The sequence below is a fragment of the Kordia sp. genome (assembly GCF_965224175.1).
Taxonomy (GTDB): domain Bacteria; phylum Bacteroidota; class Bacteroidia; order Flavobacteriales; family Flavobacteriaceae; genus Kordia.
The window spans coordinates 104673-119714 of sequence record NZ_OZ245041.1 but is presented as its reverse complement, the minus strand read 5'-3'; the positions used below and the strand labels follow the sequence as shown (position 1 = coordinate 119714).

16 protein-coding genes are annotated in these 15042 nt (G+C 32.5%); 5 read left to right on the top strand and 11 right to left on the bottom strand.

All coding sequences use genetic code 11. The annotated features are described in order from the left end of the window. Window positions 1-44: 44 nt before the first annotated feature. The 6 genes from ACOQOS_RS00555 to ACOQOS_RS00530 all read right to left on the bottom strand — a co-directional run bounded on the left by ACOQOS_RS00555 (window position 45) and on the right by ACOQOS_RS00530 (window position 4396). On the bottom strand, window positions 45-611 hold the full coding sequence (locus ACOQOS_RS00555; RefSeq protein WP_420573013.1) for a hypothetical protein: 567 nt from the start codon (window positions 609-611) through the stop codon (window positions 45-47). A 2-nt stretch (window positions 612-613) separates the two neighbouring features. Further along, entirely contained in the window at window positions 614-1387 is a 774-nt protein-coding gene (locus tag ACOQOS_RS00550) for a hypothetical protein (protein WP_420573012.1), read from the bottom strand. 181 nt (window positions 1388-1568) lie between these two features. Continuing rightward, window positions 1569-2519: a peptidase gene (locus ACOQOS_RS00545; RefSeq protein ID WP_420573011.1), complete on the bottom strand. Its 951-nt coding sequence runs from the start codon at window positions 2517-2519 to the stop codon at window positions 1569-1571. 145 nt (window positions 2520-2664) lie between these two features. Next, window positions 2665-3486 carry an ATP-grasp domain-containing protein gene (locus ACOQOS_RS00540; protein WP_420573010.1) on the bottom strand — a complete coding sequence of 274 codons (822 nt, stop codon included), beginning with the start codon at window positions 3484-3486 and terminating at the stop codon, window positions 2665-2667. A 33-nt stretch (window positions 3487-3519) separates the two neighbouring features. After that, entirely contained in the window at window positions 3520-3891 is a 372-nt protein-coding gene (locus ACOQOS_RS00535; protein WP_420573009.1) for a lipocalin-like domain-containing protein, read from the bottom strand. A gap of 34 nt (window positions 3892-3925) precedes the next feature. Beyond that, window positions 3926-4396 carry a hypothetical protein gene (locus ACOQOS_RS00530; RefSeq protein ID WP_420573008.1) on the bottom strand — a complete coding sequence of 157 codons (471 nt, stop codon included), beginning with the start codon at window positions 4394-4396 and terminating at the stop codon, window positions 3926-3928. Between the two features lie 670 nt (window positions 4397-5066). Here ACOQOS_RS00530 and ACOQOS_RS00525 point away from each other — a divergent pair. From ACOQOS_RS00525 to ACOQOS_RS00505, 5 genes are all read left to right on the top strand, one after another. Then, entirely contained in the window at window positions 5067-5279 is a 213-nt protein-coding gene (locus ACOQOS_RS00525) for a hypothetical protein (RefSeq protein WP_420573007.1), read from the top strand. A 162-nt stretch (window positions 5280-5441) separates the two neighbouring features. Next, window positions 5442-6338, top strand: coding sequence for a MerR family transcriptional regulator (locus ACOQOS_RS00520; protein WP_420573006.1), 897 nt, complete (start codon window positions 5442-5444; stop codon window positions 6336-6338). A gap of 46 nt (window positions 6339-6384) precedes the next feature. Beyond that, window positions 6385-7869, top strand: a complete 1485-nt coding sequence (locus ACOQOS_RS00515) for a phytoene desaturase family protein (protein WP_420573005.1) — start codon at window positions 6385-6387, stop codon at window positions 7867-7869. After that, window positions 7853-8692 (top strand): phytoene/squalene synthase family protein, encoded by an 840-nt coding sequence (locus ACOQOS_RS00510; RefSeq protein ID WP_420573004.1) that lies wholly within the window; start codon window positions 7853-7855, stop codon window positions 8690-8692. The genes ACOQOS_RS00515 and ACOQOS_RS00510 overlap by 17 nt, the downstream gene beginning before the upstream one ends. A 10-nt stretch (window positions 8693-8702) precedes the next feature. Further along, window positions 8703-9155 carry a beta-carotene hydroxylase gene (locus tag ACOQOS_RS00505; RefSeq protein ID WP_420573003.1) on the top strand — a complete coding sequence of 151 codons (453 nt, stop codon included), beginning with the start codon at window positions 8703-8705 and terminating at the stop codon, window positions 9153-9155. A gap of 36 nt (window positions 9156-9191) precedes the next feature. Here the strand turns inward: ACOQOS_RS00505 and ACOQOS_RS00500 are convergent, their stop codons facing one another. The 5 genes from ACOQOS_RS00500 to ACOQOS_RS00480 form a co-directional block, all read right to left on the bottom strand. After that, entirely contained in the window at window positions 9192-9770 is a 579-nt protein-coding gene (locus ACOQOS_RS00500) for a TlpA family protein disulfide reductase (RefSeq protein WP_420573002.1), read from the bottom strand. A gap of 251 nt (window positions 9771-10021) precedes the next feature. Then, window positions 10022-10915 carry an anti-sigma factor domain-containing protein gene (locus ACOQOS_RS00495; RefSeq protein ID WP_420573001.1) on the bottom strand — a complete coding sequence of 298 codons (894 nt, stop codon included), beginning with the start codon at window positions 10913-10915 and terminating at the stop codon, window positions 10022-10024. Window positions 10916-11217: 302 nt separating this feature from the next. Continuing rightward, complete coding sequence (locus ACOQOS_RS00490) at window positions 11218-11880, bottom strand: Crp/Fnr family transcriptional regulator (protein ID WP_420573000.1); 663 nt, start codon at window positions 11878-11880, stop codon at window positions 11218-11220. Between the two features lie 137 nt (window positions 11881-12017). Continuing rightward, window positions 12018-13424 carry a dihydrolipoyl dehydrogenase gene (gene lpdA, locus ACOQOS_RS00485; RefSeq protein ID WP_420572999.1) on the bottom strand — a complete coding sequence of 469 codons (1407 nt, stop codon included), beginning with the start codon at window positions 13422-13424 and terminating at the stop codon, window positions 12018-12020. A 339-nt stretch (window positions 13425-13763) separates the two neighbouring features. Continuing rightward, window positions 13764-15035 carry a S8 family serine peptidase gene (locus tag ACOQOS_RS00480; protein ID WP_420572998.1) on the bottom strand — a complete coding sequence of 424 codons (1272 nt, stop codon included), beginning with the start codon at window positions 15033-15035 and terminating at the stop codon, window positions 13764-13766. Window positions 15036-15042: the final 7 nt, after the last annotated feature.

Below are 15042 nucleotides of genomic sequence, written 5' to 3'. Positions count from 1 at the left end.
AAAAACAATAAATATTTATTTTTAATAGATATTTGCTAAAATAATTAAAACTCCAATTTACTTAATTCGTTTTTTAGTTTCTTATCGTGAGCGTGTAAAATAACAACTCCACATCTACCTGAAAATCCATACAATGCAGCTACATTTCTACTTTGTAAAACAGTAATCGAATCTACATTTTCTTCATTCAAGAGTTGAAGTCGCTTGTTAGATTCGGAGAGTTTAGAAAAATTTATTAAATAATGTCCGTTACGAATAACAACCATAAAAATAATTTCACATGCAGTTGATGATGAAACAATTTCTCTACCATCTTTTGTTTGTATTCGTTTTGACGGAAATACATACGCCGTACGAGTACGAATTTCTTCTTTCATTGCCTTCAGTTTTCTGTTGATAGAAACTCTACTATTAAAAAAATGAAGTCGTTCGATACGTTCAGTTTCTGTTGCTATGTGCTTTTTATATCCTTCTTGTAATTTCAAATCTGTAGAATCATTACTACGCGTATGTTCATTTAAAGATAAAACTCCAAAATAACAAGGTGTAGATATTGAACTACAACTTATCATCAGAAAGAAAACAAGCAACAATACAAAAGGTTTCATCACTTCTAGTAATTAGGGTTAATTTCATCTGTCACTGTTTTATCCGAATAATAATAATGAACTAAATGTGTTGGCTTTCCATTCGATGGATTATAAGAAAAACCAATTATCGGCATATCATTATGATTGTAATAGTATTTGGTTATAATGCCTATACGGTCTGACCCGTAATGTTCTTCTTTATACAATTTATCATCTCGATAAAGCGAACGCAATCCCCAGCAATGTGTAAGTGTATCATTTTTAAAAGTTTCACTCTTATAATCTATAGTTTGACCTTTTTGATTGTATAATTTTGTTAGTTTACTATCAGAATCACAAAAATTCACTATTTCTTTTACTAGAAATTGTCCATCATATAGATATACTATTTTTTGATCGAATGTGGGAGTCTTATTAGGATAATACTGAAATCGTTCTTCCAAAGTGAGTAACTGCGTCAAACTATCATACGTATATAGCGTTTTGTAATACAACACCTTATTCCGTGTATATGTATTTCTCTCTATAATGTTTCCTTGTACATCATACTTTTTTTCCCCTTTTAAATGGTTAATTCTATCTTTCAGTAAAGTTGCAAGAAGTGCATTTTCTTTTTGATAATTTGATCTCTCAATAATATGTCCGTTAATCTCCAATAATAATTTTGTTAAGTTTCTACGTACCAATAAAATACTATCTTTTATGATTCTGTTTCTTTTAAAACTGTATTCGTAAATTTCTACAGATTTGTATACGTTAGTATCAATGATTTTTTTTCTGGGAAACAGCTTTATCATTTGATTAACTTCAATATTTCCCACAGGAGTCTGCAAACAATTCCAATGAGAAGTCCTAGAACAGCTCACTAAAACAAACACGATAATTAAATATAAAAAAGGTTTCATACCTCAAAACTACAGTGTGTTCTGATGGCATGAAACCTCTAATGAGTAAACGCTCAACTTAATTTAGGAAACGTTATGAATTGATCAACGCGTTATTGAATTCGTTCATCAATTGCGCAATATCTTCTTCCTTGTATTTTCTAGAAAAATGCACCGGAACTGGTTCTTCAATGTTAGATTCTTTCATGATTCTTCCAGACATTGACGCGTAACTATGATAGTTTGCTTCCGCTTGTTCTTTGTCTTCATCTTTGTAAAAACTCTCGATAAAAACTTTTCTCGCATTCGCGAAATGTGCTTTGATTTTCGAATGATTAGCTGCGTTTGCTGCATGATCCATAATGATTCCTACAGTGTCACCTTTTTGTACGTGCAACCATTGAAACAACTCATTTGCTTTGAACTCTTTGTCTTCCACCTGAATCATCTTTTCTGCATCATTTTGTTCAAAAGCCTCTTTGAGTTCTTTTACCCATTTTCCACCTCTAAAACCACTTGCTTTGATATCAATTTTTACAGTATCATGTTCTTGAAATTTATACGCTAGTGTTGGAATTTTATGATCCAATAAGATCGCACTTACTTGAAATCCTTTTTCTTCAAAAATGGTGTTTCCTTTGATGGTTTTTAGCTTTTTTAGCTCCCAAACTGGCGGTTCTACTTCGTAAACTACAATTTCGTTTTCGGAAACCAATTCTCTGATTTCGTAGCTAATTGCACCTTCCTGAATGAGATTCCAAGAATAACTTTTTATTTTCGATTGTACTTGTTGCGCAATTCCTTCCGGACCGCAAATTACAACACGACGTTGAATTCCTAATTGATGACGAATCACAGCATCGAAATTCACGAAATGATCTATGTGTGTATGACTTATAAATATTGCATTTGCATTTTGAAATTCTTTCACGGTAATATCCATGGCATCACCGCATTCACAAAGGTAATTCCATGGGTGATTGTCTGGACGTACCATAATTGCAATGTCTTCTCCTATCCTACTTTTTACTTCTGCTGTAAACATGCTTTTATATTTTTAATTTTTTACTTTTTAAATTTGATTTAGATTGTGTTTGAAACTTCATTCCACAGAAAAGTACTTCGACGCGTATCGAAAATGTACTTTCTTAAATAGTTAGAAATTTTGTTTGAAACGTTTTGGATGAAGCTTAATGCTCCAATGCCCTGGTAAGTACTGCAGCTAGTTCATACTTTAATTCGTCTGAAAAACCAGATAAACCTGGAATATCATTGTATTCTACAATATGAAGTTTTCCGTTTTCTTCTTCTAGAATATCAATCGCAATAATATCTGCTCCAATAGCATTTTGCAAACGCTTCAAATCGTTTACTAAAGCTTCTTCAGGATCAAACTCCTCAAAGTCAGTCGTTTCAATATTAGCTTTCCAAAACTTACCTTTTCGTGACATGGCCCAAACTTTATCGTTGATGGCAATGTATCGAATGTCGCGTACGTATTTTATGTACGGTTCAATGGTAATGTAATATTCAGTAACAAACAGTAAATCTTTGATGTCTTGCCACTTACGTTCATCTTCTACTAACACTTTTCCATATCCGCCATGATAATTTCCAACTTTGACTACAAAAGGAAAATCGAGCTTAATATTTTTTAAATGCGTAGACTTGGTAACTACATTAAAATCAATTACTGGTAAACCTAAACTTTTAATCGTAGCTAACATTGACAAACGATCATAACCAATTTTTAAGGTTGCTGGCGAATTTACACAAGGAATTCCTGCTAATTCGATGAGGTTTAAAGCAGTTCGTTGAATTTCACTAGGTTTGATAGCGCCAACACGCCATAAAATAGCATCAGGTTGCACAACGCCATCTGCATCTGCCACATGTAGTTTCCCTGATTTAAGTATCCAAGAAGTGTGTTGAATTGATTTTTGAACCACATTATATGCAGGCAAAATATCTTTCCAATACTTCTCTCCGTTGACGACTAAAATTGTTTTCATTATATGATAATCTTACCCATGCTGGGTAAACATTTACTTTTCTTTGATTCTTGTTAAATATACTTTTCTTCCTTGTTGGATGAGTAGCTTCATGTTGTCTTTGTCAATCCAATCTACTTTAAATGTTCCTTCTCCAGATAGGTTTTTATCTGATCCGATTGTTAATTCTTGTGTCTCTTCATTATATGACCAAGTTCCTGTTCTGTTAATGGTTCCTGGAGTATTTCCTCCTTGCAATTCTCCATCAGCCAAAAATCCCATCCAACGTCCTGTAGACTCTCTTACTTCACCATCTGCTGTTTCCATTTTGATCAATTCCCACTTTCCTTCTACAGAATCTGCTTTTTGGAATGATAAAAAACTAAATATGGTTACGACAAGTACTATTGCTTTAATATGTTTCATTATTATTGATTTTGTATTGTTATTTCTCTATTTATTAGTACCACATAAAAGAATATTTCTTTTCAAAATCCTTGTATGCTGTTGTTTCTTGTAATGTTTTATATTCGGTTTTCGATAATGTAAGTTCTTTTACAAAATCACCATTTTTTATTTCAATAAGTTTAATATTTCCAGCTTCAGCCGCTTTAGAATGTTTATTCAATTCAATCCAACCTGAAAAGAAATTGCATTTTTTTGTATTGGGAAAAGCAATATCAAGTGTACTCTCTGCTATCAATTCTTTTTTCTCTCTATCAAAACCTATAAATCTCTTTAAAGAAGTGACATACAAACTTTTCTCTCTTATCACGTATTCAGCAAAGTAACCACGTCTTAATGATGTAATGAAACCTTCTGTTCGCACCAATCGCTCAGGAAATGCTTCAAAATAAGGGTTCAAAATATTAATATACAACGATACAAATTCATCTTCATATTGCAATACATCGCGTTTTTGCATTGTCATATTCAAAGCATTTTTTAAACTTATAAAAAGCGAAGATCAAACTTTTTACACAAAAATCACAGACGAAAGATTATAAATTTAAGAAAATATTAAGATTTTGTATTTCTAGTCACTTTTTAATGATAAATGGATATTAAAATCATAAAATAGAATTGACATAACGCTACGTTCTAAACATCTGCGGAAACAATTATAAATCTTTTGTGTATTTTTACCTTTATGCAATTCTACTTAAAACACTTTGTATTCTTTTTAAAGTCGGCAGCAATCTCAGCTCTATTTGGAACAAGTTGGGCGATAACTTTTTATAGTTTTGATAAATATGCTGAGCTATATTTAAAAAGTTACAGAAGTGATTTCTTTTTTGACATCGTTCTTTTCTTTTTCAGCGGACTAATTGGGGCTTTATTGTTTTACTTCATAATGCAACTATTAAATAAGATTTACAACTTACTACTTTCATAGCATTTTGCTTACATCAAAATTATCTTTTTTGATGATTCTACACTTTGTAAAACCATACAACCACAAACAACAAATCGCTAATAATCAAAACAATACATTTAAAAAACATAAAATTAGTCGTCATTTATAAATAGCGACTCACTTTTATTTTTTCGCATCTGCAATCTTTCTAATTTTATGCTATTAACCAAAAATCATTTTAATCATGAAAAAAAGAAAATTATCATCATTGAATTTAAAAAAGAACACTGTTTCTTCATTAAATGAGTCTATCAATGGTGGATTAGAAAAAACAGGGTTGTTTTCGCAAACTTGCGCAAGACCTATTGGGAATTGTACTGTTGCCTTAACTGTACAACCGCTAGTTTGTGCAATTTATTCACAAATCAATGATTGTAACACACTAGTTAAATGCTAGTCTAATTTTTAGTATTGAAAAGAGAAAACTATCAGAAATGGTAGTTTTTTTTATTTATAATGATTCTTATTAACAGAAAAATGAGATATGAGTATATTTTCTAGATATAAAATGTTATTTTTGTTTATAATATCTATGGAAAGATTAAACAAATTTTAAGAGATGGAGTGTGTAAAGACTAAATTTAGTATAAAAGATTTGGAAAATCTTTCAGGAGTCAAAGCACATACAATACGTATATGGGAAAAGAGATATGACTTATTAGCTCCGGATAGAACGGATACAAATATACGAACATACGACATAAAGAGTTTACAGAAATTATTGAACATAACCTTACTTTATAAAAATGGTTATAAAATTTCTAAGATAGCTCAGATTCCTGAAGATAAAATCCACATCTTAGTAAGAGAGATTGCTACAGAGAAAAATATACATAATCAAGCATTAAATTCATTTAAGCTTTCTATGCTTAACTTTGATTATAGCTTGTTTTACAATACCTACAATAAACTACTAGCAGAGAAATCGTTTCGAGAAATTTTTTATGAAACGTTTATTCCTCTATTAAATGAGTTAGGAGTATTATGGCATACAAATACAATTAATCCAGCACATGAGCATTTTATCTCTAGTTTGGTGAAACAAAAGATCATTTTAAATACAGAACGTATTCAATCTTTAGAAAAATCAAACAAGTCAAAAACGTTTGTTTTATACTTGCCAGAGAATGAAATTCATGAAATAGGATTATTATATTTAAATTATGAATTACAGCTAAAAGGTTATCACACAATCTATTTAGGACAAACAATTCCAATTGACAGTTTGATAAATATTCAGAACTTCTTTTCAGAATTGCATTTTATTTCTTATTTTACGGTAACACCTCCAGAAGATAAGCTCGAAGCATATCTTGAAGAATTTGAAGAAAAAATAGGTTTCAAGGCCAACCATTTATGGCTCTTAGGCTATCAAGCAAGACATGTTAAGAATACTAAAAACAACAAAAATCTTAAAGTTTTTAAGTCAATAATTGATTTAGTAGAAGAAATCTAAAATTCAATTTTATTTTTGTTTAACTTTTCATTACATTTGTTAAACAATGAAGCAAAAAACAATTATTATTGGCTCTGGATTTTCTTCTTTATCCGCATCTTGTTACCTAGCACAAGCTGGTTATGATGTGACAATTCTTGAGAAAAATTCAACTGTCGGCGGAAGAGCTAGACAATTAAAAAAAGATGGATTTACATTCGATTTAGGGCCATCTTGGTATTGGATGCCAGATGTATTTGAACGCTTTTTTAATGATTTCGACACCAAACCTTCAGACTTTTATCGTTTAGCTAAATTAAATCCTGCCTACGAAGTATACTTTGGAAAAGATGATTCTATTCGCATTGAAGATACTTTAGAAAAAATTTGTGCAGCATTTGAAGAAGAAGAAAAAGGTAGCAGTAAAAAACTTCGAAAGTTTATTTCAACTGCTGAAGACAATTATAATGTAGCCATTAAAGATTTGGTTTACAAACCTGGAGTTTCCCCTTTAGAACTTGTCAATGCAAAAACAATCAAAAAAATTAGTCAGTTTTTTAGTAATATCAAACGTGATGTTCGCAAAGAGTTCAAAAATGACCGATTGATCAAAATATTAGAGTTTCCTGTATTGTTTTTAGGGGCAAAACCTAGTGATACGCCTTCTTTTTACAGTTTTATGAACTATGCCGATTTCGGATTAGGAACTTGGCATCCTGATGGAGGAATGTACAGTATTATTCAAGGAATGGAAACCCTAGCTAAACGCTTAGGTGTAACTATTAAAACGAATGAAAATGTAAAAAAGATACATGTAGACGACAAAGAAGCGACCAAAGTTATTACTAATAATAATGAATATGAAGCTGATATTGTGCTATCTGGAGCAGATTATCATCATTCTGAAACATTATTAGATAGTCAGTATCGTCAGTATTCTGAAAACTATTGGGAAAAGAAAACATTTGCGCCTTCTTCCCTACTTTTTTATGTAGGTTTCGACAAAAAACTTGAAAATGTTTCGCATCACACATTGTTTTTTGATGTTGATTTTGATGCACATGCACACGTTATTTACGACAAAGCTTCTTGGCCAAAAGAGCCTTTATTCTATGCAAATTTTCCTTCCATGACTGATCCAGCTGCAGCTCCTGAAGGGAAAGAAGCTGGTTTTTTCTTGATTCCTATTGCACCAGGATTAGAAGACACTCCTGAACTCCGCGAACAATATTTTGATATTATTATGGACAGATTTCAGGAAATTACCAAGCAAAATACCTCAAATCATGTTATATTTAAAGAGTCTTTCTGTGTAAATGACTTTGTGAAAGAATATAATTCATACAAAGGAAATGCTTATGGAATGGCAAATACGCTATTGCAGACTGCATTTTTACGACCTAATTTGAAAAGTAAAAAAGTATCAAACTTATATTTTACTGGACAATTAACTGTTCCTGGACCTGGAGTTCCTCCAGCTTTGATTTCTGGGAAACTAGTAGCCGAATTAATCACCAAACATCAACCGAATACTCATGAAAGCACTATTTGATTCTGTTTCTTATAAATGTAGCACGCTAGTTACAAAGTCGTACAGTACGTCTTTTGCACTGGCTACCAAAATGTTATCACCGTCTATACGACAAGATATCTATAATATTTATGGATTTGTTCGTTTTGCAGACGAAATCGTAGATTCTTTCCATGATTATAATAAGGAATTTTTGCTGTATAAGTTTCAATCCGATTTAGATTGCGCTATGGAAAATAAGATTAGTTTAAACCCAATCTTAAATGCTTTTCAATATACTGTACACAAATATGACATTCCTAAACACTTGATTGATTCGTTTATGAAAAGTATGCGTCAAGATTTAAATAAAAAAATCTATTTGACCGATCAGGAATACAAAGAATACATTTATGGCTCTGCAGATGTTGTAGGATTGATGTGCTTAAAAGTATTTGTAAAAGGTGATGATAAAAAATATGAAGAGCTAAAATCTTCAGCGATGTCTTTAGGCTCTGCTTTTCAGAAAGTGAACTTTTTACGTGATTTAAAGGCTGATTTTGAAGAGCTAGACAGAACTTACTTCCCTGATGCTGATTTGAAAAACTTAGATGAAGCTTCAAAACAAAAAATTATTGCTGAGATTGAGCATGATTTTAAATTAGGTCTCGAAGGTATTACCAAATTACCTATGGAAGCAAAATTTGGTGTTTTTACAGCATACAAGTATTACTTTAAACTTTTGAAGAAATTAAAAAGAACGCCTTCTGTAAAAATAAAAAATGCGAGAATTCGTATTCCAAATTATCAAAAAATGGCGTTATTAGCGAAATCATATGTAAATTATCAGTTAAACTTGATATAAAACAAAATAGATGACAACCCTTATCTGGATAACCGTATTTTTAGGAACATTCTGCGGAATGGAATTCATGGCGTGGGCAACACATAAGTACGTAATGCATGGTTTTTTATGGTCTTTACATAAAGATCATCATCACAAAGATCACGATTCGTGGTTTGAAAGAAATGATGCTTTTTTTATTTTCTATGCGGTAGTAAGTATTGGTTGCTTTTTACTTTGGAAATATGATATTTTTTGGCCTGGATTGCCTATCGGACTTGGTATTTTTGCATACGGACTTGCTTATTTTATAGTACACGATATTTTTATTCATCAACGCTTCAAAATGTTTAGAAACGCTAATAATTGGTATGCAAAAGGAATTCGAAGAGCACACAAAATTCATCATAAACATTTAGGAAAAGGTGATGGAGAATGCTTTGGAATGTTATGGGTTCCTATGAAATATTTTAAGCGCAAGTAACTGTTATATCACTTCCGTAGAATAAAAATCTTAAGTTTATTCCGCTAAGGAAAAAGCCATTAATTCATCTATTTGATTGCGTACATTAGCACTATTCCAATCAGATGAACCAATTTCTTTCATTACTATTTTTCCATGATCATCAATTAAAAATGTAGCGGGAATACTATTTGAATATATTTCAGCAGGTGCTTTTTCAGAAGTATAATACACAGGTAAATCATATTCATTTTTCTTTAGATACGCAGTAACACTTTTCAGATTATCATTTGCAACGAATACAAATTTAATTTTATCGCCGTAATCTTTGTACAATTCATTTAAACTTGGCATTTCGGCTACACATGGCGGACACCAAGTCGCCCAGAAGTTCACTAGAACAATTTCTCCTTCCATTTCCTGAAAGTTTACCTTTTTTCCAAAACCATCTACCAAATTCCAATTAAAATCACTTAAAACCTCTCTATCAGCTTGTTCTATACTTGAAGGGCTTGTAAATAATAACTTTGCTTGATTCAGTTTCACTTTTACATAAGTTCCTACTGGTGTAAAAATTAGCAAAGCAATAATTACAAAGAAAGCGATGTTACTCCATTGTTTTTTTGTGATATTCATAAATGATTTTTATAAAAATGAAAGATACAAATTAGTCGTTATTACAAAAGATCCTTTCATGATAAGGATTTGTTAATTTGTTACTTATTATTAGTAGACAGAAGAAAAGTCAATAAAATTTTAGAAAAAGATGCGTTTTAGTAACCTGAGAATATTCACGAAGCAACCTAAAAGCGAAGTGACCAAAAAAAAAGAAACACGTTATCAATATTGATAACGTGTTTCAAATCTAACGATAATAATCATAAAGATTATCGCACTATTGTTCCTGTTGGGAATGACGAAGCGTTCAGATTTAAATCGTGTGTAGCTGGCGCTGTATCATTTCCTGCTGTTCCTACTAGGGGCTTTAATAAGAATGGCGCAGGGCTATTGTCTGGAAAAGGCTCTACTGAGATTACTACGGTACGACCGCGTACATCTAGTGGGAATGTAAAACCTGCTGGCGCGTTAAGGAAAAAGTCTTCTCCTGGAATTGGAGGTCCTGCATTGTTTTCCATTCCACTGAATCCGTTAGACTCATCAGCAGTTCCAAATGCTGTAAAAGTTCCTGTAGTTAAAGGTCCAGTTCCGTCAACTACAACCCAACCTTCATATTTCCATCCGTCAGCTAAAGGCGGCAAGTTCAAACCAGATGTTGGTGGCATTCCTGGATTTCCGTACCAAACACCATATTGGTCATTTCCGTTATTTCCTGCTCCTGGCATTTCATCAGTTGGAGTTCTTAAAAAGAATACTCCTGAAGCATTGTCAAAGTTCCCACTGCTTGTCACAGGGCCTAATCCTACAGATGCTGTATTTCCTGAGAAATCACCTGCTAATAATTTTGTTGGTGCTGGTGCTGGATCTGGATCAACTGCTGGTTCAATAGAAAGCACAAATGTTGTTGCTGCTGCCAATTGATCAGAGTTTACTGCAAAAGAAGTTGTTGATAAAGCTCCCGAATCATTTACGGTAAAAGTACCTGTTGATACTGGACTTCCATTTACAATGATCCATCCTTCATATACGAAGTCTGCACCTAAGTTTTCTAACCCGTTAAGGTTTACATTTAAATTTGATAATGCTACTGTGGCATCATCGTCACTACTACATGAGACTGCGAAAATTCCTAACGCTAATCCCAAAAACATTTTTTTTATCATTGCGAGTATTTTTTTATGATTATGATACAAATGTAAGACGTCAAAATCATGTAAAATGTTAGCTAGCTAACACTTCTAAAAAAAGTTGCTTTTTTTTCTAAAAAACTTCATTTTAAAATCACTTCTTAAATATTATTTATTTAAAACACAAATAACTATATACCAATACATTAAATAATTTTATCTAAACAAAAAATACATCATAAATAAAACACCCAAAACTGCCATGATGTCATGCCTGTTTTGGGTGCTTTTTTCGCTAAATATTAGCCTATTTTATTAGGGATAAATATAGTATTTTTTTAATTGATAAAACGAATTTCTTTTCGATTAAAATCGATGATATTTGCTTCTTTTAATTCATTCATAATGATATTTAAAGTAGGACGAGAAGTACCAATTAAACTTGCAATATCTTTTTGTGTATATGGATGCCTTACTACATGATCTCCTGTTTCTGGACATTCATACCCGTACTCTCCACACAACTCTTTTAAGAATTCTAACAAGCGTGTTTTGGTATCTTTAAACAATAATAATTGTAATCTACGTTCAAGCTTTTTGATACGAAAACCAATAAACTTATATACCTTTAAAGTAAACGTTTGATTGTCTCTCATTAAATCATGCATTGTGTCAACTGCAATAGGACAAATTGAAGTTGAATTGTCTACAGACTGAGCGAATTCGTTTCTTTTTTCTTCTCCTAAAATTGCTTTTTCTCCAAACAATTCACCTTTGGATAAAATAGATTTTACCACTTCTTCTCCATCTTCTGTGTAGTAACCTAATTTTACTTTTCCTTTATCTATTAAATATACTTTGTTTGCTGAATCTTCTTCAAAATAGATATAGTCTTGCTTTTTATATGCATCAAATTCATGGCTCTTTTTGTACTTCTTGAATTTGTGCGGACATAAGATATTGAAGAGATTTACATCGTTAAAATACCAAAGAGAATTCATATTAGGTGTGTTACTTTTTTTTAGACTTTACCAAGGTTATAATTCAGAAGTCGATAAAAAAATTAAAAACTTACATGTAGATATAAAAAAAACTCCAACGAACTGTTGGAGTTTTAAGTTTTGTATGTAAAAAAGCTCTACACGTGTAATGCTCTGTCTTCTGTTGCAGCTAAAGCGGCTTCTTTGATCGCTTCTGCAAATGTTGGATGTGCATGTGACATACGTGCTATATCTTCTGCTGATGCTCTGTATTCCATTGCTACAACTGCTTCTGCAATTAAATCAGCAGCTCTTGCGCCAATCATATGAACTCCTAAGATTTCATCTGTAGTTTCATCTGCTAAGATTTTGATAAAACCGTCAATATCCATACTCGCTCTACTTCTACCTAAAGCACGCATAGGAAATTGCCCTGTTTTGTATGCAATTCCAGCATCTTTTAATTCTTGCTCTGTTTTTCCAACAGCAGCAACTTCTGGCCATGTGTATACAACTCCAGGAATTAAATTGTAGTCAATATGTGGTTTCTGTCCAGCAATGATTTCTGCAACCAATGTTCCTTCTTCTGATGCTTTATGAGCCAACATTGCTCCTTTTACAACATCTCCTATTGCATAGATGTTTGAAACAGAAGTTTGTAAATGATCGTTTACTTCTACCCTACCTCTATCGTCAATTTTTACACCAGCTGCTTCAGCGTTTAATCCATCAGTATATGGACGACGTCCAACAGAAACTAAACAGTAATCACCTCTGAATTCTACTTCTTCACCTTTTTTGTTATCGGCTTTTACCACAACCTCATCACCAACACGTTCTACAGATTTTACACCATGAGATGTGTTAATTTTGAACTTCTGTTTTTTCAATACTTTCGTTAATTCTTTAGAAAGTCCAGCGTCCATTCCGCCAATAATTCTATCAGCATATTCTATTACTGTTACTTGTGCTCCAAGGCGTTTGTATACTTGTCCAAGTTCTAAACCAATAACTCCGCCACCAATAACTAATAAGTGTTTTGGAATTTCTTTTAGCTTTAATGCTTCTGTTGAAGTGATCACTCTTTCTTTATCTAAGTTGATAAATGGTAAGTTTGATGGTTTACTTCCTGTAGCAATGATGATATTTTTTGCTTCAATTTCTTCAGAAGTTCCATCATTCTTAGCAATGTTTACGTGTGTAGCATCTTTAAAACTACCTAAACCTTCATAAACATCAATTTTATTTTTCTTCATCAAGAAATCAATTCCGCCAGTTGTTTGATCTACAACAGCTTGTTTGCGCGCAATCATTTTTTCAAGATTTACTTTTACATCGCCAGAAATTTCAATTCCGTGTGTATCAAAATGCTTGATTGCTTCTTCATAGTGGTGAGAAGAATCTAACAATGCTTTCGATGGAATACAACCTACATTTAAGCAAGTTCCACCCAAAGTGCTATATTTTTCAATGATTGCAGTTTTCATTCCTAGTTGCGCACAACGTATTGCTGCAACATATCCACCAGGACCAGAGCCAATAACGGCTACATCGTATGAATTCATATTTCTTGTGTTTTTTGAACTATTTTGTTTTTCAAGAATACAAAAGTACAACTATTTTAGGGTTCAGCAAGCCTTTGTTTGTAGATTGTTATACGTCTTTTATTTTTAGTATTTGGTATCACTTTGCTTTGGTATCGGCTTCGCCAGTTAGGAGTACTTTATCTTTGCCAACACAACTAAAGTTAGTTCTTATCTAATGAGAATAGGCTTGAAATCAGGTATTACTCTTTTAAAACAAAAAAATCTCAGATAAGAAATTATCTTACCTGAGATTTAATCCATTTTAAAACTGTAATGCTTTTTAGGTGATATCAAATAAATTGATAAAAGCAATTACATTTATCTTCTGGCATTTGGTGCTGTAAAACCATTTTTACTTGTATTTCCATTGGTACCAACTGAATTGTTTCCTCGAACTGCAAGTATTCCTGCTACATGTGGAGATGCCATAGAAGTCCCAGAAATTCTGTTGTACTGACCGTTTAACCAAGTTGACCATACATCTGTACCTGGCGCCCATCTATCAACAGATGCTCCATAGCATGAAGTCCCATTTGGAGTGATGTTACGAGTTAAATTACCAACCATCCAAGTACGACTTGTTTGCAAACGTTGAGGTGAGTAATATAATGTATTGTCATTACTATTACCAGCAGCCAAAGCCCCATAAATTTTGTTATCTAATGTTGTAAATGCATTGTCTATTGCGTTGCTAGTTCGCCTTGTACGGTAACCTACAGAATAATTGAATACATCTCCTGCTATAGAGTTGTTGTATGTATAATCAACACCAGCAATAATTCCAGCATCAGATCCTGTTCCTTGTGTACCTCCAAGTACTTTAACTGCTACTAATGTTGACCCGTAAGCCACACCAATAACTCCAGTACCATTGGCTTTAGCTCCAATTGTTCCTGCAACGTGTGTTCCATGACCATTTCTATCAACCCAGTTTTCTCCAGGATAGAAACTTGCCGACAATCCAGTATCAATTGTTAGGTCTGGATGTTGATCAATTCCTGTATCTATCACAAATACATATCTATTTGTACCAGCATTGCTTCCTCTACCTGTATAGTCTACACCCCATGGTAAAAAGTCTCCACTTGGTAGGAAGCTATCTGATTTGCTCATTCCCTGACTGCTTGTTGGTAATTTTAATCCTTTAGGGTTTTTTGGTGTAGGCAGATTACTTACAACTCTACGATTTGGCTCAATAAAATCAATATTTTTATCTCTTAATAATATCTCTAGATCATCAATTGATAGGTTTTTAGCGTGAAAACCTTGAATTGCACCAGTATAAACATACCCCAAAGATTTTTCATTTTTACCGATTAGCCTAAGCGTAGCTAAAGACATTTCTTTATAATAACTCTGAATTCTTCTTAATTCAGGAGTATTACCTCTTTGTTTTGTTGCATAGCTCATTTTACTAGAATGAGCACTTTTTTTGTATACTACAATATACTCACCAGGTATAACTTCCGCTTGATCAAAATTCTTTTCTAATAGATTGCTGGGTTCGGTAGTTGTAATACTATCATCCGTTGAACAGGATGAGATGAATACTAGTAGTAATACATAAATTAGTGTTACATTTTTTTTCATGTTATTT